This is a genomic window from Albimonas pacifica, from assembly GCF_900113695.1.
GTDB lineage: Bacteria > Pseudomonadota > Alphaproteobacteria > Rhodobacterales > Rhodobacteraceae > Albimonas > Albimonas pacifica.
The window spans coordinates 330,203-354,284 of sequence record NZ_FOQH01000008.1 but is presented as its reverse complement, the minus strand read 5'-3'; the positions used below and the strand labels follow the sequence as shown (position 1 = coordinate 354,284).

At 74.7% G+C, this 24,082-nt stretch carries 11 protein-coding genes; 7 read left to right on the top strand and 4 right to left on the bottom strand.

What is annotated here, in order from left to right:
* The first annotated feature begins 24 nt into the window (after nt 1-24).
* Together BM064_RS18760 and ntrX are read left to right on the top strand one after the other, a co-directional pair.
* Nucleotides 25-2,271: a sensor histidine kinase NtrY-like gene (locus BM064_RS18760; RefSeq protein ID WP_092862275.1), complete on the top strand. Its 2,247-nt coding sequence runs from the start codon at nt 25-27 to the stop codon at nt 2,269-2,271.
* Nucleotides 2,264-3,685, top strand: coding sequence for a nitrogen assimilation response regulator NtrX (gene ntrX / locus BM064_RS18755; RefSeq protein WP_092862146.1), 1,422 nt, complete (start codon nt 2,264-2,266; stop codon nt 3,683-3,685). Before BM064_RS18760 ends, ntrX begins: the two co-directional genes overlap by 8 nt.
* 41 nt (nt 3,686-3,726) lie before the next feature.
* Here ntrX and BM064_RS18750 read toward each other — a convergent pair whose 3' ends face one another.
* On the bottom strand, nt 3,727-4,359 hold the full coding sequence (locus tag BM064_RS18750) for a glutathione S-transferase family protein (RefSeq protein ID WP_092862144.1): 633 nt from the start codon (nt 4,357-4,359) through the stop codon (nt 3,727-3,729).
* Nucleotides 4,360-4,534: 175 nt separating this feature from the next.
* The gene (locus BM064_RS18745; protein WP_092862142.1) at nt 4,535-4,870 is read right to left on the bottom strand and encodes a GIY-YIG nuclease family protein; all 336 of its coding nucleotides are present in this window, start codon (nt 4,868-4,870) and stop codon (nt 4,535-4,537) included.
* A 91-nt stretch (nt 4,871-4,961) separates the two neighbouring features.
* Here BM064_RS18745 and BM064_RS18740 point away from each other — a divergent pair, with 91 nt between their 5' ends.
* From BM064_RS18740 to hflX, 5 genes are all read left to right on the top strand, one after another.
* Complete coding sequence (locus BM064_RS18740; RefSeq protein ID WP_092862140.1) at nt 4,962-5,933, top strand: DUF2239 family protein; 972 nt, start codon at nt 4,962-4,964, stop codon at nt 5,931-5,933.
* 124 nt (nt 5,934-6,057) lie between these two features.
* Nucleotides 6,058-7,434 carry a Trk system potassium transporter TrkA gene (trkA, locus tag BM064_RS18735; protein WP_092862138.1) on the top strand — a complete coding sequence of 459 codons (1,377 nt, stop codon included), beginning with the start codon at nt 6,058-6,060 and terminating at the stop codon, nt 7,432-7,434.
* Nucleotides 7,435-7,450: 16 nt separating this feature from the next.
* The gene (locus BM064_RS18730; protein WP_092862136.1) at nt 7,451-8,974 is read left to right on the top strand and encodes a potassium transporter TrkG; all 1,524 of its coding nucleotides are present in this window, start codon (nt 7,451-7,453) and stop codon (nt 8,972-8,974) included.
* A gap of 146 nt (nt 8,975-9,120) precedes the next feature.
* Entirely contained in the window at nt 9,121-9,357 is a 237-nt protein-coding gene (hfq, locus tag BM064_RS18725) for an RNA chaperone Hfq (protein ID WP_092862134.1), read from the top strand.
* Between the two features lie 10 nt (nt 9,358-9,367).
* Entirely contained in the window at nt 9,368-10,684 is a 1,317-nt protein-coding gene (hflX, locus tag BM064_RS18720) for a GTPase HflX (protein ID WP_092862132.1), read from the top strand.
* A 626-nt stretch (nt 10,685-11,310) separates the two neighbouring features.
* Here hflX and BM064_RS18715 read toward each other — a convergent pair.
* Both BM064_RS18715 and BM064_RS18710 read right to left on the bottom strand, forming a co-directional pair.
* Nucleotides 11,311-13,923 (bottom strand): CHAT domain-containing protein, encoded by a 2,613-nt coding sequence (locus BM064_RS18715; RefSeq protein ID WP_092862130.1) that lies wholly within the window; start codon nt 13,921-13,923, stop codon nt 11,311-11,313.
* On the bottom strand, nt 13,920-24,080 hold the full coding sequence (locus BM064_RS18710) for a two-partner secretion domain-containing protein (protein ID WP_092862128.1): 10,161 nt from the start codon (nt 24,078-24,080) through the stop codon (nt 13,920-13,922). The genes BM064_RS18715 and BM064_RS18710 overlap by 4 nt, the downstream gene beginning before the upstream one ends.
* Nucleotides 24,081-24,082: the final 2 nt, after the last annotated feature.

Here is a 24,082-nt window from a genome sequence, read left to right as displayed (position 1 = left end):
CGCACCCGCGCCCGCTTCACCCTGATGATCGCGGCCCTGGGCCCGGTGCTGGCCGTGGTCACGGGCGTGGCGCTGTCGGGCGGCGACCGCGGGCCGGTGCGCCAGGAGGTGCTGCGCGGCGTCTTCCTGCTCGACCTCGTCTACATCCTGGTGATCGCGGGCCTGGTGGCCTGGCGGGTGGCGGCGCTGATCTCGGCGCGGCGCGCGCGCTCGGCCGGCTCGCGGCTGCACCTGCGCCTGACGGGCGTCTTCGCGGCGATGGCGCTGGCGCCGACGATCCTGGTCGCGGTCTTCGCCACGCTGACCGTCAGTTTCGGCATCGAGGGCTGGTTCTCCAACCAGATCGGCTCGGTGGTGCGCAACTCCCTCGAGGTGGCCGAGAGCTACGAGGAGGAGCACCGCCTGCGCATCCGCGCCGAGGCGCTGGCCATGGCCAACGACCTGGCCGGAGAGGCCGCGCGGATGATCGACGATGCGCAGCTCGGCGACATGCTGCGCGCCCAGGCCTACCTGCGCGAGATCCCCGAGGCCTACATCTTCGACGGATCGATGGAGCTGCGCGCGCGGGGCGAGTTCTCGTATCTCTTCAACTTCACCCCGCCGACGCCCGAGCAGATGGCCCGCGCCCGCGAGGGCCAGGTGGTGGTGATCTCGGACGAGAGCCAGTCGGAGGTCCGCGCGCTCGTCGCCCTGCGCGGCTTCGTGGATTACTACCTCTACGTCGGGCGCAACGTCGACGGCGCGGTGCTGCGTCTGCTGGACGAGACGCAGGACACCGTGCGCCTCTACGAACAGCTCGAGGGGCAGCGCAACTCGATCCTGCTGGAATTCGCGATGCTCTACGTGGGCTTCGCGCTGGTGGTGACGATGGCCGCGATCTGGGCCGGCCTCTACTTCGCCGAACGCCTCGCCCGCCCCATCGGACGCCTCGCCGGGGCGGCCGAGCGGGTGGGCGCGGGCGACCTCGACGTGCGCGTGCGCGAGGAGCGGGGCGACGACGAGATCGCGGTGCTCGCCCGCATCTTCAACCGCATGACCGAGCAGGTGAAGGCCCAGCGCGACGCGCTGGTCGCCGTCAACCAGGAGACGGAGCGTCGCCGCCGATTCTCCTCCACCGTGCTTGCGGGCGTCACCGCGGGCGTCGCGCGGCTCGACGCCGAGGGTCGGGTGGAGCTGCTCAACGAGGCGGGCGCGCGGATGCTCGGCGTGACCCCGGCCGAGGCCGCGGGCCGGCCCCTGGCGGAGGTCGCGCCGATGTTCGCGACCCTCCTCCAGCAAGCGCGCGAGCGTCGCGGCGGCCAGACGACCGAGCGCACCCACGGCCGCGTCGACGGGACCGAGCGCGACTTCCTCGCCCGCGTCTCGCGCATCGCGCCCGAGGGCGACGCCGAGATCTTCGTGCTGACCTTCGACGACCTGACCGAGCTGGTCACCGCCCAGCGCATGGCGGCCTGGGGCGACATCGCGCGCCGCATCGCCCACGAGATCAAGAACCCGCTGACCCCCATCCAGCTCTCGGCCGAGCGGCTGAAGAAGAAGTTCTCCGACGGGCTCGTCGGCCGCGACCGGGAGCGGTTCGACAGCTACGCCGACATGATCGTCCGCCAGGCCGGCGACATCCGGCGCATGGTCGACGAGTTCTCGCGCTTCGCCCGGATGCCGGCGCCCGAGCTCGCCCCCGACGACCTCGCCGGCATCTGCTCGGAGGCGGTGCTGCTCCAGGCCGAGGCCGGCGGGCCGGTCGCCTTCTCGATCGAGGGGGCGGAGACGCCGCTGCCGCTGCGCTGCGACCGCACCATGCTGGGCCAGGCGCTGACCAACCTGCTCAAGAACGCGGGCGAGGCGGTGGAGGCCCGGCTCGCCCAGCATCCGCAGCCGCCGGGGCGCGTGGTCCTGCAGCTCCGCCGGGACGCCGAGACCGCCGAGATCCGGGTGATCGACAACGGCGTGGGCCTGCCCGAGACCGGCCGCGCCCGGCTGATGGAGCCCTACGTGACGACCCGCGAGAAGGGCACCGGGCTCGGCCTCGCAATCGTCAAGAAGATCGCCGAGGAACATGGCGGCGCCTTCGCGCTCGAAGACGCGCCCCTCGATCCCTCGGCGCCCCCGGACGCGTCCCGCGGCGGCGGCGCGCGCGAGGGGCCGCGCGGCGCGATGGCCGTGATCCGCCTGCCGCTCGCCGGCAAGGCGCCGGTCGCGCGCCCAGAACAACAGACGCCGGCGAAGCCCGGCGCACCCGAGACCGAGGCAGGAGGCCCGAGACATGGCTGACATTCTGGTGGTGGACGACGAGGCGGACATCCGCGAGCTCGTCGCCGACATCCTCGAGGACGAAGGCCACGCGACCCGCACGGCCTCGGATGCGGACGGGGCGCTGAAGGCGGTGGAATCCGCGCGCCCCGACCTGATCATCCTCGACATCTGGCTGCAGGGCAGCCGCATGGACGGGATCGAGATCCTCAAGACCGTGCGCCGCAACCAGCCCGACATTCCGGTGGTGATCATCTCCGGCCACGGCAACATCGAGATCGCGGTGGCCGCCGTGAAGCAGGGCGCCTACGACTTCATCGAGAAGCCCTTCACCACCGACCAGCTGATGCTGGTCTCGACCCGCGCGCTGGAGGCCTCGCGCCTGCGTCGCGAGATCGCCTCGCTGCAGGAGGCCGACCGCGCGCAGGCCGAGATCATCGGCGCCTCCCACGCCATCGTGGCGCTGCGCCAGAAGCTCGACCGGGTGGCGCGCACCGCGTCGCGGGTGCTGCTCTCGGGCCCGCCGGGGTCGGGCAAGGAGGTGGCCGCGCGCTACATCCACACCCATTCCGACCGCGCCCGCGCGCCCTTCGTGGTATTGAACGCCGCCAACATCGAGCCCGCGAAGATGGAGGAGACCCTCTTCGGCCGCGAGCGCGAGGACGGCGCGGTCGTGCCGGGGCTGTTCGAGAAGGCCTCCGGCGGCACGCTCTTCCTCGACGAGGTGGCGGAGATGCCGGCGGGCGCCCAGTCGAAGATCCTGCGGGTGCTGGTCGACCAGCGCTTCGCCCGCGTCGGCGGCTCGGACATGGTGCAGACGGACGTGCGGGTGATCTCGGCGACGACCCGCGACCTGCAGTCCCTGATCCAGGCCGGCCGCTTCCGCGAGGACCTGTTCCACCGCCTGTCGGTGGTCCCGCTGGAGACGCCCTCGCTGGCGGCGCTGCGCGAGGACATCCCGGTGCTGGCCAACCACTTCCTCGCGCGGCTCGCCAAGACCGAGGGGCTGCCGCTGCGCCGGCTCTCGCCCGATGCGGCGGCGCTGCTGCAGACCCAGAACTGGCCGGGCAACGTCCGCCAGCTTCGCAACGTGATGGAGCAGGTGCTGATCCTGGGCGCGGGCGGCGGAGAGATCTCGCCCGACGAGCTGCCGCTGACCGCGGGCGACCCCGCCGACGGGGGCGCGATCCTGTCGCCCGCCATGGCGACCCTGCCGCTGCGCGAGGCGCGCGAGCTGTTCGAGCGCGACTACCTGATCGCCCAGATCAACCGCTTCGGCGGCAACATCTCGCGCACCGCGGCCTTCGTGGGCATGGAGCGCTCGGCCCTGCACCGCAAGCTCAAGAGCCTGGGCGTGGCCACCGTCACCCGCGGCGGCGCCCGCGTCGCCATCGCCGGGGAAGGCGACGGCGACGAGGAGGAGTTCGAGGACTGAGACACGGATCGGCCCCGGGGACGTCCCCCGGGGCCGGACGCTCACGCCGCCGCGGACATCCGCGCGAGGAACGGCTCGGGCAGGGCGGCGCGCACCCCCTCCATGGCGTTGAGCCGCGCGAACCAGGCGTCGATGCCCGGGCCCTGCGGGCGGGCGCCGACGAACTCCAGGCTCTGCATGCAGGAGACGAGGGCGAGGTCGGCGATGGTCGGGCCCTCGCCCACCAGCCACTCGCGGCCGGCCAGCGCGCCCTCGAGGATCGGGGTCAGGTCGGCGAGCAGGCGCTTGCCCTCGGCGATCAGGTGGGCGTTCTCCTCGGGGTCGGCGACGACGGTGTTGAAGAACACCAGGCTGGTGGGACGGGCGAAGCGGCACTGGGTCCAGTCGAGCCACTGATCCACCTTCGCCCGCGCCGCCGGGGCCTCGGGATACCAGGTCTCCAGCCCGCGGGAGCGGCAGATGTGGCGCAGGATCGCCATCGACTCCGACAGCACCAGGCCGTCGTCCTCCAGCACCGGGATCTGGCCGTTGGGGTTCAGCGCCAGGAACTCCGGCCGGCGCTGCGCGCCGGTGGTCAGGTCCACCACGCGCCGCTCGTAGGCCAGGCCCGCGCAGTCGAGCAGCGCCTGGATCCGGCGGGAATTCTGGGAGAACGGATGCAGATGCAGAATCATCTTGAAGCTCCATGAGAGGATCGGCCGACGCGTCGCCGTCCGTGAGATCCACCCTGGCGCCCCCGTGCTGACAGCTTTCTGTCAGCAGCCTCGCGCCGCCCTGCGGATTTTCGCGCCGCCGGGGGAGACCGCCGGCGGCGCAGGGGGCGCGGGCCCGGTCGCCGCGCGGCGCACCTCAGATCGCCCTGGCCCCCAGCCGCTCGGCCGCCGAGGCGCGCCGGGCCTTCAGCTCGCGGGGCAGGGCGATCTCCTCGACGTCCTCGGGCAGGGCTTCGATCTCCTCGAAGGCGAAGGCCGCGCCGCCGTGGGCGCGCAGCGCGGGCTTCATGTCCGGATGCAGCGGCATGCCATGACGCATTGAAAAGTCGCAGCGATTTCGCGCGGCGTCGAGGTCGCGGCCCGCGCCCACCCAGGCCTCGCCCGTCGCCGCGCAGCGCACCAGCCAGACGCCGGCGCGACGCTTGCCGTCCTTCCACGCGGCCGTCGCCGCCTTGCGGTCCGCCTTGCGCATGACCAGCCCCTCCAATTTCACCCGGGTGTAATTGACACGGCCGCCGCGGCGCGGCAAGAGGCGGTCGACCGCAGCCGTCCGGACCCGAACCATGAGCGACCCCGCCCTCCACGCCGCCTTCGCAGGCCCCCGCCTGCTGGCCCTCGGCCCGCTGGCGGAAGTCGCCGCGGCCCTGCACGCGGCGCTGGCGCGCGAGCCGGGGCTCGCGACGCTGGTCTTCGACCCCCAGGGCCGCCAGATCGACCTCGACCTGCGGGGAAGCGAGGCCGAGGTCCGCGCCCGCCACGCCGCGCCGGGGCAGGGCGACGCCCCCCGCCCGCGGGGCCGCCCGAAGCTGGGCGTGGTCGCGCGCGAGGTCACCCTGCTGCCGCGGCATTGGGAGTGGCTGCGCGGGCGGGGCGGCGCCTCCGCCGCGATCCGCAGGCTGGTCGAGGCCGCCCGCCGCGCCGAGGCCCCGGCCGAGGCCCGCGACGCCGCCTTCCGCTTCATCTCCGCCGCCGCCGGCGACCGCCCCGGCTTCGAGGAGGCCGCCCGCGCCCTCTACGCCGGCGACGCGGAGGGGTTCGCGGCCCGCCTCGCGCCCTGGCCCGCCGACCTCGCCGCCCACGCCCTGCGCCTGGCGGGGCCGGCCTTCCCGGCTGCGTCCAGGCATCTGGAAATCTCCGAACCCGCCGTCCGCCGCCTGCTGGCCGATCCGCCCCCGGGCGCGCCGCTGCTGCTGGAGCTGATCCGCCTGCGCGACCGGGCCGACTACGCGCAGGCGCCGGAGCACGCGCCCGAGGCCCCGATCACCGGCGCCGAGGCCTTCGCGCGCCATCTCCGCGAGGCAGGCCCCCTGCTGCGCGCGCGCGGCGGCGAGCCGCTGCTGCTCGCCCGCGCCCACCCGATGCTTGCGGGGCCGGAGGGGGAGCGCTGGGACCGGGCGACGCTGGTGCGCGAGGCAAGCCTGGAGGCGCATCTCGCCGGCCTGCGGGATCCGCGGGCGGCATCCTCCCTCGCCCATCGCGCCGCCGCCGTCGCCGACTGCCGGCTGATCCCGCTGAGCGAGATGCCGGCCCCCTGATCCCCGACGCCCGGCGCCTCCCCGTGCCGCGGCGCGGGGGCGCGGTCCCCGTTTGACACCGCGCAGGGCTCGTCGCATCCTCCGCCCCGGCGTGCAGGCGACGACCTGCGGGGACGGAGATCCCATGAAGATCATCATCTGCGGCGCGGGCCAGGTCGGCTCGCAGATCGCCCGCCACCTCAGCCGCGAGGCCAACGACGTCACCATCGTCGACCAGGACGCGGGGCTCGTGCGGCGTGTGACGGACTCCTTCGATGTCAATGGAATCGTTGGGTTCGCCTCCCATCCGGACGTGCTGGAAAGGGCCGGGGCCGAGGACGCCGACATGCTCATCGCGGCGACCTTCGCCGACGAGGTGAACATGGTCGCCTGCCAGGTCGCGCACTCGGTCTTCTCGGTGCCCCAGAAGATCGCGCGCATCCGGGCGCAGTCCTACCTGCAGAACCGCTGGGCGGACCTGTTCCGACGCGATCACATGCCCATCGACGTGGTGATCTCCCCCGAGCTCGAGGTCGCCCGCGTCGCCATGCGCCGCCTGCAGAACCCCGAGGCCTTCGACATCGAGAATTTCCTGGATGGCAAGGTGCGGCTCGTCGGAACCCGGCTGCTGCCGGACTGCCCGGTGCTGAACACGCCGCTGCGGCAACTCTCGGAGCTGTTCTCGACCCTCAAGGCCATCGTGGTCGCCTATCGGCGCGAGGGGCAGTTGCATGTGGCCTCCCCCCAGGACTCGCTGCTGGAGGGGGACGACGTCTATTTCGTCGCCGCGGCCGAGGACGTCACCCGCACCCTGTCGCTGTTCGGGCGCGAGAGCCGCAAGGTGTCGCGCGTGGTGATCGTGGGCGCCGGCAACGTCGGCCTGCAAGTCGCGAGAATGCTTGAGAAACACGCCGAGCGGCCGCGCGTGAAGATGATCGACCGCGACCGCGCCCGGGCCGAGCGCGCGGCCGAGGAACTGGAGCGGACCATCGTCCTGCTGGGCGACGGCCTCGACCCCGTGCTGCTCGAGGAGGCGAACGTCCGGGACGCCGACGCGATCCTGTCGCTGACCTACGACGACAAGACCAACCTGCTGGCGGCCGCACGCGGCAAGAAGGCCGGCTGCCGGACGGCGATCGCGCTCTCGAACGATCCTTCCTATGCCGAGCTCTCCGACTCGCTGGGCGTCGACGCGCTGCTGGTGCCGCGCTCGACCACCGTGTCGTCGATCCTGCGCCATGTGCGGCGGGGCCGGGTGCGGGCGGTCTACGCGGTGGGCGACGCCGAGGCGGAGGTGATCGAGGCGCAGGTGCTCGCCACATCGCCCATCGCCGGCAAGCCGCTGAGATCGGCGGGCTTTCCAGAATCCGCCATCGTCGGCGCGGTGTTGACGCGCGACGGCGTGAAAATGCCGACCGGCGATCTGGTGATCCAGGAGCACGACCGCGTGGTTGTCTTCGCGCGCCGCGACGTGGTGCGGGAGGTGGAGCAGCTGTTCCGCGTCTCGGTCGACTTCTTCTGACCCGCCGCGGCCCGCCATGCGCCTGAGGGGCTTTCCGGTCTTCCTGGTCTTCGCCTTCGCGCTGGGGGCGATGATGCTGCTGCCGGCGCTGGCGGCGGGGCTGGAGCGGGACTGGCGCTCGGCCCGGCTGTTCTTCTACGCCGCGCTCTTCGTGATGCTGGCGGCCTCGGCGCTGGGGGCGGCGGCCTGGCGGCGCGGGGCCTCGGGGGCGAACGCGCGGGCGGAGCTGATGACCCTGCTCGGCGTGTTCTCCGCCGGTCCGGTCTTCGCCGCGGCGCCCATCGCGCTGATCCTGCCGGAGCTGGGGTGGAGCGGGGCCTATTTCGAGGCGACCTCGTCGCTGACCACCACCGGGGCCACGCTGATCACGCCGTTCTCGGCCCCGCCGTCGATCCACCTGTGGCGCTCGATGCTGGGCTGGATCGGGGGGCTGGCGACGCTGGTCGGGGCCATCGCCATCCTCGCCCCGCGGGAGCTGCTGGACCTGCCCGGCGCCTCCTCGGCGGGCGAGGCGCGGATGCGGGTGGGCCGGATCCTGGCGCTGGGGCCGGGCGGGCGACGGGCGGTGCGGGCGCTGATGGCGGTGGGGCCCGCCTATGCCGCGCTGACCGCGATCGCCGCCGCGGCGCTGGCGACCGCCGGCACGCCGAGCTTCGTCGCGCTCTGCCACGCCATGGGCATCGTCTCGACCTCGGGCATCTCGCCGCTGGCGGGCGGGCTCGCGGCCGAGGGCAACCGGATGACCGAGGTCGTGGCGGTGCTGTTCCTGATCCTGTCGATGTCGCGCCTGACCTTCGGCCGGCGCGGCCCCACCGCGGGGCCCGGCGCCGCGCGCAACTGGCTCGAGGCGCGCAAGGATCCCGAGATCCAGCTCCTGGTCATCGCGGTGGCGATCGCGACCGTGTGGCTTTTCGCCCATGGCATCTGGGTCGGCGCGGGGCCGAGCCAGATCTTCGACAGCCCCTTCCACGCGGGGCGCGCGCTGTGGGGGGGCTTCGCGACCTCGGTGGGGATGATCTCCACCTCGGGCTACGTCTCGGCCGACTGGCCGGACGTGGTGACCTGGGCGCAGGTCGAGGCGCCCTCGCTGATGCTGATGGGGCTGGCGACGCTGGGGGGCGGCGTGGCGACCACCGCGGGCGGGGTGAAGCTGTTCCGGGCCTATGCGCTCTATCGCCATGGGGGCGGGGAGCTCGACCGGCTCTGCCACCCCTCGCGCATCGACACGGCGCGCACCTCCGGCGGGCGGCTGTCGCGGGACGCCATCGTCAACGCCTGGGTCTACGTGATGCTCTACATGACCGCGCTGGCGGCCGCGCTGATGGCGCTGACGCTGGCGGGGATGGAGTTCGACGCGGCGATGGCGGGGGCCGTCGCCTCGCTGTCCAACGCAGGGCCCCTGTTCCCGCTGGCGACCGGGGCGGATTATCAGCAGGCCAACGAGGCGGCGCGCGCGGTGATGCTGGCGGCGATGATCCTGGGGCGGATCGAGGTGCTGGCCGCCGTGGCGCTGTGCAACCCCGCTTACTGGCGGAAATGATTTCGCGCCCGCAGCAAACGGCCGCATCCGCGAAAAGGACTTTCCTTTCCCGGCCCGCGCCCTCATCTTGCCTTCATCGACCCAAGAGCGCCGAAGGGCGCCCCGACTCATAAGACTGAAACCCCAGCGAAGGGGGACGAAACACCATGGCCGACAAGCAGAACCTGCAGGACGCCTTCCTCAATCACATCCGCAAGAACAAGGTGCCGGTCACCATCTTCCTGGTGAACGGGGTCAAGCTTCAGGGCGTGATCACCTGGTTCGACAATTTCTGCGTGCTGCTGCGCCGCGACGGGCAGAGCCAGCTCGTCTACAAGCACGCGATCTCGACGGTGATGCCGTCGCAGCCGATCTCTCTTTACGAGCCCGGCGAAGAGGGATAACTGCCGCGAGATGACCCGCGCGCATGTGCTGCATCCCGATATCCGCAACCGACCCACCGACGACCTGCGCCTTCCGGAGCAGGCCCTCGAGGAGGCCGTCGGTCTCGCCGCCGCCATCGACCTCGAGGTCGTCGGCGCCGACGTCGTGCGTCTGCCCAAGGCGGACGCCGGCCATCTCTTCGGCTCCGGCAAGGTCGAGGAGCTGGGCGAACGCTTCAAGGAGGCGGAGACGGAGCTGGTCGTCATCGACGGCCCCGTCTCCCCCGTCCAGCAGCGCAACCTGGAGAAGGCCTGGAAGGTCAAGATCCTGGACCGCACCGGCCTGATCCTCGAGATCTTCGGGGAGCGGGCGCGGACGCGAGAGGGCGTGCTTCAGGTCGAGCTCGCCCACCTGAACTACCAGAAGACCCGGCTGGTGCGCTCCTGGACCCACCTCGAGCGGCAGCGCGGCGGCCTCGGCTTCGTCGGCGGCCCCGGCGAGACCCAGATCGAGGCGGACCGCCGCGCGCTGAGCGAGCGGATCAAGAAGCTCGAGAAGCGGCTCGAGACGGTGGTGAAAACCCGCGAGCTGCATCGCGAGTCCCGGCGCAAGATCCCCTATCCGGTGATCGCGCTGGTGGGCTACACCAACGCCGGCAAGTCGACGCTGTTCAATCGCCTGACCGCGGCGCAGGTGATGGCCGAGGACATGCTGTTCGCCACCCTCGACCCCACGATGCGCGAGATCCGGCTGCCCTCGGGGCGCCGCGCGATCCTGTCGGACACGGTGGGCTTCATCTCCAACCTGCCCACGCAGCTTGTCGCGGCCTTCCGCGCCACGCTGGAGGAGGTGCTGGAGGCCGATCTGATCCTGCACGTGCGCGACGTGAGCCACCAGGACACCGACGCCCAGGCCGAGGACGTGGCCCGGGTGCTGGGCGCGCTGGGGGTCGGCGACGAGCGGCGCGCCGGCATGCTGGAGGTGCGCAACAAGCTCGACCGGCTGCCCGACGCGGCCCGCCTGTCGCTGCTCAACGAGACCGCGCGGCGCACGGACGCCGTCGCCTGTTCGGCGCTGACCGGCCAGGGCGTGCCCGAGCTGCTGGCCGCCGTCGAGGCCCGCCTCGGCGCCCGCGAGCTGACCCGTCGCCTGCGCGTGCCCTCGCAGAACGGCGCGGCGCTGGCCTGGGTGCACGAGCACATGACGGTCGACGCCACCCATGTCTCGGACGAGGCGACGCTGCTCGACGTGCGCGGCGATCCGGAGGAATTCGGCCGCCTCGCCAAGCGCTTCGAGGACGTCGAGGAGATCTCGTCCGAAGACGAGCTGCCGCGGGTGGCCGAGTAGCGCCGGCCGCGGGGCAGGGCGCCTGCGCCCCGCTCCGCTCGCGCCGCACCTCGCGGGGGTCTTCAGCGTCACGTGCCTGAAGCTGTTCTGGCCGTCACCTGGCCTTCTTCGCCGCGGCCGACGATCCCGACGTCGGCGCGGCGGCGCGCCTCTCCGGCGCCGAGGGCGCGCCGCCTGGGCCGGGCTTCCGTTTCGACGCCGACCCCACCGTTTCGCACATTCCCGGATCCATCGTCGCCTCGCCCACCGGCTTCGCGGCGCTGTGGCTGGAGCGGCCGGTCGCCGGCGGAAGCCAGAGCGCCTTCGATCGACGGCGACGACCGGAGGGATCCTTTTCCTGCGCAACACCGTCGGCACGCGGCTTCCCGACGACGCCCATGCCGAGGGCCGGTGGCCGGTCCCCGCAGACGATGGGCGCGACGGTCGCGTGCCTGGTGGACGCGGACGACGCCTCAGCGCTCGACCACCGCGATTTCTTTTTCACATGAGAGGGTTTCCGGGCGACGTTCAGGCCTTGCCCTGTCCGGCGGTGTCAGTATAATTGACATAATATTGATTACACGAAAGTCGGATGTGCGGCTGGAATGGCCGTGCAGCCTTCGCTCACGGCCCTTCCCCCGTCCGGATCAGAGCGTCGCGGCGGCGTCGCCGATCAGCACGAACGGCCCCCAGAACACCGGATGCGAGGTGGCGCGGCTGCGTCGCAGCTCCCCCTGCGCCTGCTGGAGCGCGTCGGCGAAATCCAGCTCCTCGTCCTTGAGCAGCCGGAAGAACCGTGCCATCAGCTGCGTCGTCTCGCGGTCGGCCACCGGCCAGTGCGTGGCGAGCACCGCGCGCGCGCCCGCGGCGAAGAAGGCCCGCGCGAGACCCGACAGGCTCTCGCCCCCCGCCCCCGAGAGACCCACCTGCTGGCGCGCGCCGTAGATCGAGTTCGAGGCGGTGGTCAGGTAGCCGGACGCGGTGTTGCAGGCCGACAGGACCACGAGTTGCGCGTCGAAGGTCATCAGCCGGATCTCCGAGGCGGTCAGCAGTCCGTCGCTGTCCTCGGAGGTCGTGGCGGTCACCGTCAGCGCGGGATCGGTGAAGCAGTCCGGCGTCGGCCACAGGATGCCGTGGGTCGCGAAATGCAGCACCCGGTAGTCCGCGAGCGTGCCGTCGCCCGCCTCCTGCTTCACCGCGTCCTCGTTGAAGGCCGCGCCGGTGGCGAGCAGCGCGTCGTCGCCGAAGATCTCGCGGATCACCTGCGCCTCCTGGGCGGTGCCCGGCAGTTCGCCCACCCGGTCGACGGCCTGGGCGAGCCGCAGGCAGGTCTGCGGCAGGCTCGAAACCTCGAGCACTTTCTGAGGGTTCACGCCCGCTCTGAAGTCGGCGAATGAAGCGACCGCGCCGCTTGCATCCGAGCGTCCGGCGCGGGCGCGGATGTCGACCAGGTTGCGCGGGCTGGGCACGTAGCTGACCGCGCGCTGGGCGCCGAGGAACGGCACCTCGGTGTAGTCGCCCGTCTGCCAGCCGGTCCCGGGGGAGGCGCTGACCAGCAGCTCCAGCGGCAGGCTCTGCAGCGCGCCGGAGGTCGAGAAGATCAGCCGCTCGTGCTTCATCAGCGCGTCGCGGTAGCCCGGGAACAGCAGGTTGAAGACCTGGAAGGCGACGTCGGCGCGGTAGGTGGGCACCCTGCCCTCGCGGTCGGTCTCGACCCCCCTGCGAAGAACGCCGACCAACACGTTGATCTGGCTGTCGGTCACCGGCAGCGCGCCATAGGTGATCTCGTCGCGCGAGATGATCAGCAGGAAGCTGCGCGGCCAGCCCACCAGCACCTGAACCAGCGCCTCGCCCTCCTGGAGCACCGCCTGGAGCTGGTCGAGCGACACGGGGCTCGAGATCGCGGACTGGTACTCCGGCGCGATGCGGTCGCGCGCGGCGCGCAGACGCTCGACCTCGGCCTGGGCGAGGGCCACGGCCTCGGCCAGCGCACGGGCCTGGTCCTCCTGGCTCAGAGGGTCGCGAAGCTGCAGCACCTGCAGGGCCTTGAGGGTCGCATAGCGCTCGTTCGCGTCGCGCCAGGCGCGCACGGCGCGGGCCTTCTCGTCGTCGCCCTCGCCCAGCAGCGCGGCGGCGCCCGAGACGGTCTGGGCGGTGATCGACTGGCGCACGATCTGCGCCGCACGGAAGATGCGCGCGCCCATTTCCGTTTTGCGCTCAGGCTGTTCCTCGACGATGTTGAGGCCCAGCTGGAAGAACGGCCACAGCGAGCCGTAGTCCACCACCACCGGGTTCTCCTCGTAGACGAGGAAGCCGCGTTCGAAGACCTCCATCGCCTCGTCCTTGCGGCCCAGCGCGACGAGCGCCCTGCCCTCGCGAAGCCGCGCCCGCGCCTCCAGCGGCGTGTCGGGCATCAGCGCGCCGAAGCTCTCCGCGGCCTCGCGGGCGTCGCGGCGGGCGCCTTCGTAGTCGCCCCGCTCCAGCTCCACCAGCGCACGCTGGGAGAGGAACCGCGGCCGGTAGGCGGCCGCGGCGCGAGGCGCCAGGGCGATCACGTCGAGCGCGCGGTTGATCGCCTGCTCGGCGCCCGCGTCGTCGCCTTCCAGCAGGCGGATGTGGGAGAGGGTGTGGTTGTTGGAGGCCTCCTCGATCAGGGCGAGCTGCTCCTCGCCCGAAGCCTCGATCAGCACCCCCCCGGTGATCTGGCCGCCGCCGGAGGAGCGCGCGGCGGGCGCGTTCAGCCCGAACTGCACCGTGTCGGTCAGCCCCGCCGAGGCCTGGTCGACGAAGGCGCGCGCCCCCTCGAGGATCGAGCGGTTGAGCTGGTCCTGCGCGCGGTAGGCGACCAGCAGGGCGCGGTCGCGCTCGGCGTCCTCGCGCCCGGCCTCCACGCCGTTCAGCAGCCCCTCGGCCCGGTCGAAAAGGCCGTCGGCGGTCACGAACCGCTCCTGCGAGGAGTGTGCAAGCGCCTGGTTCATCAGGACGAAGGCGCGGCTGGGGGCGGCGGGGCACTCTCCCGTGACGTCCTCGATCTCGTAGACCGAGAGCAGCTCGGAGAAGGCGTCCTCCGCCGCGCGGAAGTTCAGGCCGAAGCTGTTGCGCTGGCCGCGCAGCAGGATCTGGTCGACCTTGCCGCACAGCTCCGGCTCCTCGTCGCGCGAGGCGAGCGAGAAGGATCCCGGCGGGACCGAGCCCGCGCAGGCCGCCGCGGCGGCGGCGAGGCCGGCGATCATCCAGGGCCGCAGCAGACGCTTGTTCATCGTTCCACCCCCGTCGCGCCGCCGCCGTCGGCGGTCCGCGCCTGCGCGTCGTTCCCGTCCCCGTCGTCGTCCTCGTCGCCCGAGGCCTGGCGGTTGGTCTCCGCGCGGGCGCGGGCGAGGTCGGAGTCCTCGAAATAGCCGTCCGGCACGCCCCACAGCTCCTCGTTGCCGTAGGAGACGAAGAGCTCGAGCAGGTCCTCCTCCTCGACGTTGAGGATCTCGGGCTGGTCGATGGCCACGATGTTGAGCACCCGCGGCGGGCTGACCCCGGTGCAGTCCTGCACGTCGCCGATCACGCAGCCGTTGAGCAGGAAGTTCACGCCCTTGGGCCCGATGGGATAGAGGCCGGCCGCCTGCTGCCCGCTGTCGCCGATGTAGCCGAAGAGGCTCAGCTTCGCGGGCTCGGTCCGGTCGCCGTAGATCAGCACCGGCGTGTTGACGCCGAAATAGTCGTCGTCGTCCTCGTACTGCTCCAGCAGGCCCGCGGGCATGTAGATCTCCACCGAGCCGCGGGCGTCGATGACGATCGGGCCGGAGGTGAAGATGTCCGCCGACTGCCCCTCGCCCTGCAGCAGGAAGCGGTCGGGATCGTCGGAGGGGCGCGCGTCGCGCCCGGCGAAGGTGTGGCCCAGCGAGACGTCGCGCGCGTCCGCGATCACCACCGCGCCCAGCGGGTTCGAGGCGCCGACGTAGTCGCGGAAGCGCACGTCGCCGCCGCTGCCGGCGTCGATCGCCAGCGCGCCGGCCCCGGCGCGCCCGGCCGCCGCGTCCTCGTCGCGCGCGCTGGACAGGGCGTTGGCTCCGTCGACCGGCCGGTCGAAGCGCACCGTGCCGCCGCTGGGGTCGGCGCCGCCGGCGGTGGCGTCGATGGCGAACACCGTGCCGTCGGGCAGGAACAGGCGCAGGTCCTCCTGCGCGAGCTCGCCGCCCTGGGCGCGCCAGTCCGCGGGACCGGCGGCGGCGGGCGCGGCCAGCGGGCCGGCGGGGTCCATGTCGTCGGTCAGCCCCGTCAGCCGGCCCAGGAAGGCCACGTTGTCGGAGGTGCGGATCAGCACGTCGCCCCCCGCCTCGAAGCCCGCGAAGCGCAGCCAGCCCGCGTCATGCTCGTCGACATGCAGCGCGCCGGGGGCGCTTTCCTCGATCAGGGTCACGGCGCCGAAGATCCGGCGGATCGAGACGTCGCCGCCGAAGACATTGGTCGGATCGTCGAGGATCAGGTCCGCGCCCCGGTCGGCGGCGGTCTTCGCGGGATCGGCGCCGGTGGCGAAGTCGGCGTCGCCGTCCACGCGGATCGGGCCCGCGAGGTCGATCGTCCCGTCCGCCGCCAGCCCGTCGACCATGCCCAGGCGCGTGACCCGGGCCGCGCCGACCTGGGTGATCGAGGCGTATCCCTCGCCCGAGGCGCCGGCCAGCGCCATCAGCCGGCCGGAGGCCTGGATCGGCCCCAGCCGCAGGTCGCCCGCGGTCGCGATCTCGACCGTATGGGCGCGGGCCGCGAAGGCGCCGCCGATGGCGTGCAGGCCGGAGTCGAGCCGCACGTCGCCGCCCGCCACGGTCCAGACGTCGCCCGCGGTGCGGATCCGGGCGCCGGCCGCGTCGGTCACGTCGCCGCCGGCGCGCAGGTGCACGCTCTGCAGCCGCTCGCCCGAGACGCGGTTGTAGAGCCCGTCGATCCCCGCCGCGCCGATCCTCAGATCGTTCGCGTCCGAGATCGCCACATGCCGCGCGCGCGAGACGCCGACGCCGCCGCGGAAGTCGTTGTCGCGGCCCTCGCCGCCGTCCTCGGCCGCCAGCAGCACCGAGCCGGCGGCGTCGAAGACCGCGCCGCCCTCGACCCGCACCAGGTCGTCGAAGCCGCGGCCGGCGACCGTCGTCGGGCCGGCGGGGACCTCCGCCTCCACGATGCGCTCGATCAGCTCGCCGTCGCCCTCCCCCGGCAGGCCGCGCGGGGCCGAGGGGCCCTGCGCGCCCTCGGGGCCGGCGACGGTCCACAGGTCGGCGCCGGCGACGCCGCGCTGGGTGCGGATCGCGCCCGCCTCGGCGCGCGCCGACAGGACGCCGCCCACCTCCAGCGCCCCCAGCCGGATGTCGCCGGCGCGGGCGGTCAGCGTCGCGTCGCCGCCCGTCGCCACGCCGTCGAGGTCGATCGCGCCCCCGGCCTCGGCCGAGAGCCGCGCGGCGTCGACGCCGCGCAGCGTCAGGGCCGGGCCGTCCCCGCCCCCGGCGCCGTCGGCCGAAAGGCTCATGCCCCGACCCGCCGACACCCGGTCGAGCCGCGCCACCCCCCCCGCGGCCAGCGTCGTCGCCCCCTCGGAGCGGGTCCGCGTCGCCTGCAGCGCGCCCGCGGCGGTCGCCTCCAGCGCGCCGCCGGCGGAGAGGTCGCTCAGCGCGACCCCCTGCCCCTGCAGCCGCGTCCGGCCCGCCGTCGCCACCCGCTCTGCCGAGAGATCGCCCGTCGCGACCACCTCCAGCCGCGCCAGCGACAGGTCGGAGAGCGTCGTCGCGCCGGCGGCCGCGGTCAGCGGACCGCCCTGCGCCCGCGCCAGCTCCAGCCGCCCGCCGGCGGCGAGCGTCGCCTCCCCCGCCTTCAGATCGGCCAGGGTCATCGCCCCGCCCGCGCTCGCCGCAAGCGCGCCCGCCTCGATGCGCGAGGCCTGCATCGCGCCCCCCGCCGCCAGCGTCATCGTCTCGCCCGAGAGGCTGATCGCGGCCAGCGCGCCCGCGGCCTCCAGGTCCATCGTCCGGGCGGCGAGCCGGCGCGCATCGAGGTCTCGCCCGGCCTCGAAGGCCGCCCGCTGCGCCTTCACGTCGTCGGCCGACAGGTCCCGCCCGGCGGAAGCCGAGGCGTCGCCGGCGGAGAGCCGCGCGAGCGTCAGGTCGCGCCCGGCCGCGGCGGCCAGCCCCCCGATCCCGGAATCCGCCACGCCGATGTCGAGCCCTGCCGACACCGTCGCCTGCCCGACCGTCGCCCGCGACAGCGCGGCCGAACCCTCGCGCGCCCGCCCCGTCGCCAGCTCGGCCGCGACGTCGGTCCAGGCGAGATCGCGCGCGGCCGTCATGCTCAGCTCGTCGGCCTCGACCCGCACGAGCTCCCCGTCGCGCCCGGCCTCGGCGTCGAGCTCCCCGAAGCGGGAGTCGCGCACCCGCACGTCGGCGGTCGCCGAGACCTCGGCCTCGGTCGCCGCGACCCGCGCGAGGATCGCCGTGCCCTCGCCCATCGCCGGGCCTTCCCCGGGGGTGGAGAGGGTCGAGACCACGCCGCCCCCGCCGAAATCGACGCCGGCCGCGACCGTCATCGTCTCGGCGGTCACGTCGCGCAGGACCGCGTCGCCGAGCGCGGTCAGCGTCAGCGCGCCGAAGGCCGAGAGGTCCACCGTCGCGTCGCCGCGCACGCTGAGCGTCGCGCTCTGCGCGCCCACGTCGAGCAGCGTCGCGGGACCGCCCCGCGCCTCGCCCACCGCCGCGCCCTCGACCTCGACGCCCGTCCAGGTCAACCCCAGCCCGGCATAGGCGCCGAGGCTGTCCGCGCGCAGGTCCTCCATCAGGATCGAGCCGCCGGCGTGGACGTCGATCGCGCCCGCCGCCACCGTGTCCAGCGCCGCGTCGCCGCCGGCCGCAAGGCTCAGCGCCGCGTCCACCGTCACGGCGTCCAGCGTCGCGTCCCTGCCGGCCACGGCCACGAGCGACCCCGCCGTCGCCCCGCTCAGCGCCAGCGCGCCGCCCACGTCCAGCGCCATCGCGCCCGCCGAGATCGAGACGAGCGCGGCGTTCCGGCCGGCCGCCAGGCTCAGGCCCGTCGACGCCGCCACGTCGGCCAGCGACGCGTCGAGCCCGGCGGAGAGGTCCAGCACGCTCGCCTGCACGTCGGACAGCGACAGGCTCCCGCCCGCGGCCAGCGCCAGCGTCGTCTCGACCGCGACGCCGGTCAGCAAGGCGTCGCCGCCGACCTCCGCCGCGAGCCCCCTCGCCGCCGCCGCCGCCAGCGTCGCGTCGCCGCCGACGGCGAGGTCGATCGTCGTCGCCGTCGCCGCGTCCAGCGTCGCCGACCCGCCCGAGACGAGCCCCAGCGCGCCGTCCACCGAGATTTCCGACAGCGCCGCATCGCCCCCGGCCGCCACGTCCAGCGTCGTCGCCGACACCCGGCTCAGCGCCGCGTCGCCCGCGGCGTCCACGCTCGCAAGGCCCGACACGGCCGCGTCGCTCAGCGCCACGCCGCCCGCCTGCGAGGCGAAAACAGACCCCGCGCCCAGCGAGAGCCCTGCGCCCGTCACGTCGCCGACGGCCCGCACCTCGGCCCCGCCCGCCGCCGTCGCCGAGGCGAGCGAGACCGCGCCGGCCTGCGCCGTCTCCCCGCCCCCGACGGTCAGACGGCCCGAGAGCGTCGCCCCCTGCACCGCGAACCCGTCCGCGTCGCGCAGGCGCGCATCGCCGGCCGTGAGCGCGACCGTCGCGAAGGCGTTGTCGGCCCGGTCGAGCGTCACGTCCCCGCCCCCCTCGCCGACCGTGAACCGCGCGAGGCCGCCCACGCGCACCGCGCCCTGCTGGCCGATGCCCGCGCCGCCCTCGCCCGCGCCGTCCGCGTTGCTCAGCGCCGAGAGATCGCCCGACACCTCGGCCCCGCCGAAGACCAGCGCACCCGCCGTCTCGATCCGCGCGTCGCCCTCGGTGCGCACCGTCACGGGACCCTCGAGGCGATTGCCGCGCCCGCCGGCCTCGCCGAGGATCGCGACGCCCTCCCCGCCCTCGAACCGCGCGGCGCCGCCGACGGCGAGCACCGCGTCCGCCGCGACCTCCGCCAGCCCGGCGTCCGCGCCCGCGGCCAGCGCGATGCGCTGGCGCCCGACCGCGGCGTCGCCCAGCCGCGCGTCCGTGTCGACGCCCACGGCCGCGTCGCGCACGCCCGCCACCGTCACGGCGGCCAGCTTTGCAGGCGCCTCGAGCGCGGTCGTCGCCATGCCGAGCGCCGAGACCGAGAGCGCGCCCGTCACCGACGCCGCGCCCAGGACCGCGTCGCCGCCCGCGACGACATCGAGCGACTCCGCCCGGATCGCGAGGGCCGAGACCGCGCCCCCCGCCTCGACCGACGCCTCGCCGAGGCGCAGGTTCGCGAGCGTCGCGTCCCCGCCGGCCGAGACCCGGGCCGCCCCCGCGCCGCCGTCGCCGACCGTCGCCGCCCCGCCCGCGACCACATCCAGCGACCCGGAGACGAACCGCGCCAGCCTCGCCTCGCCCGAGGCCGCGAGGCTCAGCGCCCCGCCGGCCTGGAGATCCTCGCCCGTCGCCGCGCCCGCGGTCGCGGCCAGCGCCAGGTCGCCCCCGGCCTCCAGCCGCTGGGCGGAGACGGAGGCCGCCTCGACCGAGATCGCCCCCGTCGTCGCCACGTCGCGCAGCGCCACCGCGCCGCCCTGCCCGACCGTCGAGACCGAGCCCGCGCGCAGGTCCGCCAGCGCGAAGCCGTCCGCGTCGCCCGCCGCCAGCGCGCCGCCGACCCGGCCGGAGACGACGGAGAAGGCGTTGTCCCCCCGGTCCAGCGCCGCGTCGCCCGCCACGTCCAGCGCCAGCATGCCCCCGACCGACGCCGCGCCGGTCTGGTCCAGCGACCCGCCCTCCACGGTCCGGATCGCCGCGTCGCCCCCCGCCGAGAGGCCCGCGAGCGTCAGGTCGCCCGCATGGGCCAGCGCCACGTCGCCGCCGGCCACGAGCTCCGCCGCGCCGCCGACCCGCACCCGCAGCGGACCCGGCCCCTCGGCCAGGGTCCCGATCCCCTGCTCGGCCCGCGGCAGCAGCACGTCGCCCGCCGCGTCGAGCCGCAGGTCGCCGGCCGTCGCCACCAGGTCCGCATAGGGGGCGAGGGCCGCGGCCTCGACCACCACCTCCTTGCCGTCGGGGGCGAGGATCGAGAGCGCGCCGCTCCCCCCCGCGGCCGCGCCGAAATCGATGGCCGCGTCGGCCAGCTTGGCGATCGTCCCGCCGCTGGCGATGTCGAGCGTCCCCGCCCCCTCGCGCCCGGCGCGCGTCTCGACCAGGCCGAGGCGCACGTCGCCCTCGACCGAGGCCACGAGATCGCCGGCGGTCCGCACCCGGTGCAGGCTGAGCGTGCCGCTCACGGCGCCCGGGTCGAAGACCGCGTCGGTCCCCAGCGTCACCCCGTCGAGCGAGACGTTGGGCGCCAGCGCCACCCCGAGGTCGCCCGCCAGCACCAGGTTCGACAGCCGCACGCCGTCGAAGCCGCCGCCGCCCGCCGCGACCGCCTGCAACGAGCCGAGCGCGGCCGTGTCGACGTGGATGTCCTGCGCCGCCGGCCCCTCGGCCCCCGCGAGCACCGTGTCGCCGGCGAGCGCGGAGACCAGCCATATAGAGCCGCCGTCGGCCCCGCCCCAAAGCGCCCCCGCGCCGCCGCCCACGCGCACCTGCTCCATCGACAGGTCCCCGCCGAGGGCGCGGGCGGTCAGCGTCTCGCCCGCCTCGACCGAGACCAGCGCCAGCGAATCCGCATCCGTGACGGAGACCGCGGCGCCGGAGATCGAGACGGCGCCGTCGAAGGCGTTGGCCGCCTCGAGGATCACGTCGCCCGGCGTCTCGAAGCGCGCGGTCCCGGCGATCTGCAGCGCGCCGACCTGCCCGACGTCGCCGCCCGCGGTCAGCGCCAGCGAGGCGAGGGAGGAGGCGCCGAAGGTGACGCCGCCCGAAGCGCGCAGGCTCGCCGCGCCGCCGTCCAGGCGAAGAACGCTCCCGAAGGCGTTGCTGGCGTTGAGCAATGTGAAGGAGGCCGCGGTCAGGTCCGCGCCCGCGCCGAGCTGCAGCGCGCCGCTCTGGGTCAGGGCGCCGCCCGCCTCGACCGTCAGCAGATCCGCGCTCACGCCCGCGAGCAGGAGCGCGCCGCCGGTCGCCACGCTCACGTGCGCGGCCGGGGCGCCGCCGAGGTCGGTGGCGACGCCCAGCCCGCCGCCGAAGACGTTGCCGGCCGCGTCCAGCGTCACCGCGCCGCCCGAGGTGCGCACCGAGGACGCCCCCGCCACCTCCAGCGCCGCGCCCGCGGCCTGATCGATCGCGCCGCCGGCGGCGAGGGTCAGCGACCCCGCCTCGACCGCGCCCAGCCGCATCGCGCCCGCGTCGGCCAGCGACGCCGCGCCTGGCGTCCGCACGTCAACAAGATCGCCCAGGTCGTTGGCGGCGTTCGAAAACGTCACCAAGGAGGCCTCGACGTCGAGGCCGGAGAGCAGGGTCAGCGCGCCGCTCTGCGTCGCCCTGCCCGTCACGTCCAGCGTCAGCCGGTCGACCGCGGCGCCCGACAGCCGCAGGTCCCCCGCCGCCGCCAGCAGCGCATCGCCCGCGGCCTCGACGCGGACCGCGCCGCCGAAGCTGTTGGTCGCCTCGCCCAGCACGACGTCGCCGCCGGCGGAGCGGATTACGCTCTCGCCCGCCACGTTCAGCATCGCGCCGGCCTGCTGGTCGATCGTGCCGCCCGCCGAAAGGGAGAGCGCGCCCGCCTGCACCGCGCCCAGCCGCAGCGCGTCGGCGTCGGCCAGCGCCACCGACCCGGCCGCCAGCGCGGTGACGGGGCCGTCGAAGCGGTTGCCGGCGAACGTCAGGTCGATGGCGAAGGCCTGCAGCACGCTCGCGCCGCCCGCCAGGATCGCGCCGGTCTGGGAGATCGTGTCGCCGGCGCGCAGGGTCAGCCCGTCGGCGACGATCCCGCCCAGCGACAGCGCGCCCGAGGCGACCACCGTCACGTCGGCCGCCGAGGCGCCGAGCAGCGTGGTGTCCACCGCGACGTCGCCGCCGAAGACGTTCCCCGACGCGCCCAGCGTCACCGCGCCGCCCTGCGTCGTCGCCGTGGTCGCGCCCGCGACCGAGACCCGCGTCCCCGCCGCCTGTGAGACCCCGTCCTGCACGGCGACGACCAGCTCGCCCGCCCGCACCTGCCCCAGCCGGATCGCATCGGCGTCGGCCAGCGACGCCAGACCCTTCGACTCCACGGCAACGACGCCCTCGAACGCGTTGTCGGAGAAGGAAAGATCGATCGAGCCCGCCGCCAGCGTCGCGTCGCCCGCGACGCTCAGCGCGCCCGTCTGGCTCAGCGCCCCGCCGACCTCGAGCGCCAGCGCGTCGACCGTGCCCGCGCCGAGCGTCAGGTCCCCGCCGCTGCGCAGCGCCGCGTCGCCCGGCGCGGCGATCCCGCCCCCGGTCGTGTCGAGCGCGACCGCGCCGCCGAAGGCGTTGCCCGCGTTCAGCGCCGCGATCGTCCCGCCGGAGGTCGTCAGCGCGCTCTCGCCCGCCACCGCGACCGGCCCGCCCAGGGTCAGCGACAGCGCCTCCATCCGCAGGCCGTGCGCCGCGATGGCGCCGGCGACGGCGGGACCGAGCGAGCGCGTCTCCAGCTCGCCCGCCAGCGCCGCGTCGGGCAGCGTCAGCGCCTCGCTGGTCACCAGGCTCAGCACGTCCGTGGCCGCCATGGCCGAGCCGTCGATCCCCTCGGCCGCGGACAGGCCGAGCGCGGCGAAACTCGATTCCAGCCGCAGCGTCCCCAGCGCCCGGATCGCCCCGACCCCGTCCGAGGGCTGCGCGGTGAAATCCGCGTCCGCCGCCAGCGTCAGGTCCCCGCGCATCACGATCGAGGCGCCCAGAAGCAGGTCCCGCCCCGCCAGCAGGCTCAGCGAGACGCCCGGCCGGCGGCTGGAGATCGCGGCCTCCACCGAGATGTCGCGCGAGGCCTCGATGACCACGTCGCTGGCGGCATTGGAGATCGCCGAGGCGAGCACCACCAGGTCCTCGCCCGGAAGCTGGTCCACCAGGATCTCGCCCGAGAAGACGAAGGCGTCGTCGTCCGTGGCCACGATGCGCACGTCGCGCGGATCGAGCAGCAGCAGCCCCGGCGTCCCGCCCGGCGACGACAGGTCCACCCGGCCCGAGAAGCCCAGCCCCCCCAGCGAGGAGACCTCGGCGAAGCCGCCGTCGCCCGCTCCGGCCCCGCGGGCGGTGATCCGCCCGCCCATCCAGGTGGCGGCGGTGGACCACAGAACGACCTCGCCGCCGTCGCCCTCGACGGTCGCGTCGGCGTCGATCGAGGCGCCGGCCTCCAGCACCGTGACCTCGGCCGCCCGCAGCCCGCCCTGCGCCGGACCCGCGCCGCGCGCAGCCCCGCCGATGCGCGCAGCCCCGCCGCCGAGCCCGCCGGAGACGTCGATCGAGGCGCCCTTGGCTATGCGCACCGTGCCGCCGGTCACGTCGACCTTGCCGCCCCGGGTCCCCGCCCCGCCCGAGGCGTCGAGCCGGCCGGTCACCACCACGTCCCCCGCGCCGCCGTCGAGCACGATGGTCCCGCCGTCGACCCGCGCGCTCTGCGCCTCGATCACGCCGCCGACCGAGACCGCGGCCTCGACCGCGTCGCGCGCGGCGGCGGCGGTGATGATGACCGTGCCGCCCTCGGCGATCAGCACGCCCGAGTTCTCGGCCCGCGCGCCGCGGGTGCGCGCGGCGTCGGCGAGGTCGATCTCGAACAGCCCGTCGCCCGAGACGTCGACCGAGAAGCTCTCCTGCCCCGCGACGACGATCTTGCCCATCTGGCCCGCGATCACGCCGCGGTTGGCGACCTCGGGGGCGACGAGGCCGACCATGCCGGCCTCGGCGAAGGTGATGGTCCCCTCGTTGACGATGCGCGCGCCGGGCTTGCCCGGCGTGTCGAAGCGCCCGCCGCCGTTCATGAAATCGCGGTCGTCGATGTCGGCGGTGGTGGCGACCAGCCCGCCCACGTCCACGACCGAGCCGGCATGGAACATCACCCCCGAGGGGTTCACCAGCCAGACGTTGCCGTTCGCCGTCAGCTTGCCGCGGATATGGGTCGGCAGCCCGTCCAGCACCCGGTTCAGCGCCACCGCCTGCCGGCCGGGCTGGAGGAACTTCACCGCCTCGTCCGCGCCGATGTCGAAGCTGGTCCAGTCGATGATCACCCGGCGCGAGCCCTGGCGCACCACCGTCAGGTCGCCGCGGGTGGTGATGGTGGCCTCGCCCCCCTTCACCGTCCCGCCCGAGGGCCCCGCCGTCGCCGGCGCCGCCAGCCCCGCGGCCATCGCCGCCGCCGCTGCGCCCGCCATCAGCGCCGACCGGGCGCGGGGGGAGGAGACGCGGGCGAAGGGAACGCGGAAAGCCAGGGCCATGC

Bases quoted from the DNA above. Each gene is read 5' to 3' on its own strand.
- BM064_RS18760 (WP_092862275.1), top strand. From the start codon at position 25: ATGATCGCGGCCCTGGGCCCGGTGCTGGCCGTGGTCACGGGCGTGGCG.
- ntrX (WP_092862146.1), top strand. From the start codon at position 2,264: ATGGCTGACATTCTGGTGGTGGACGACGAGGCGGACATCCGCGAGCTC.
- BM064_RS18750 (WP_092862144.1), bottom strand. From the start codon at position 4,359: ATGATTCTGCATCTGCATCCGTTCTCCCAGAATTCCCGCCGGATCCAG.
- BM064_RS18745 (WP_092862142.1), bottom strand. From the start codon at position 4,870: ATGCGCAAGGCGGACCGCAAGGCGGCGACGGCCGCGTGGAAGGACGGC.
- BM064_RS18740 (WP_092862140.1), top strand. From the start codon at position 4,962: ATGAGCGACCCCGCCCTCCACGCCGCCTTCGCAGGCCCCCGCCTGCTG.
- trkA (WP_092862138.1), top strand. From the start codon at position 6,058: ATGAAGATCATCATCTGCGGCGCGGGCCAGGTCGGCTCGCAGATCGCC.
- BM064_RS18730 (WP_092862136.1), top strand. From the start codon at position 7,451: ATGCGCCTGAGGGGCTTTCCGGTCTTCCTGGTCTTCGCCTTCGCGCTG.
- hfq (WP_092862134.1), top strand. From the start codon at position 9,121: ATGGCCGACAAGCAGAACCTGCAGGACGCCTTCCTCAATCACATCCGC.
- hflX (WP_092862132.1), top strand. From the start codon at position 9,368: ATGACCCGCGCGCATGTGCTGCATCCCGATATCCGCAACCGACCCACC.
- BM064_RS18715 (WP_092862130.1), bottom strand. From the start codon at position 13,923: ATGAACAAGCGTCTGCTGCGGCCCTGGATGATCGCCGGCCTCGCCGCC.
- BM064_RS18710 (WP_092862128.1), bottom strand. From the start codon at position 24,080: ATGGCCCTGGCTTTCCGCGTTCCCTTCGCCCGCGTCTCCTCCCCCCGC.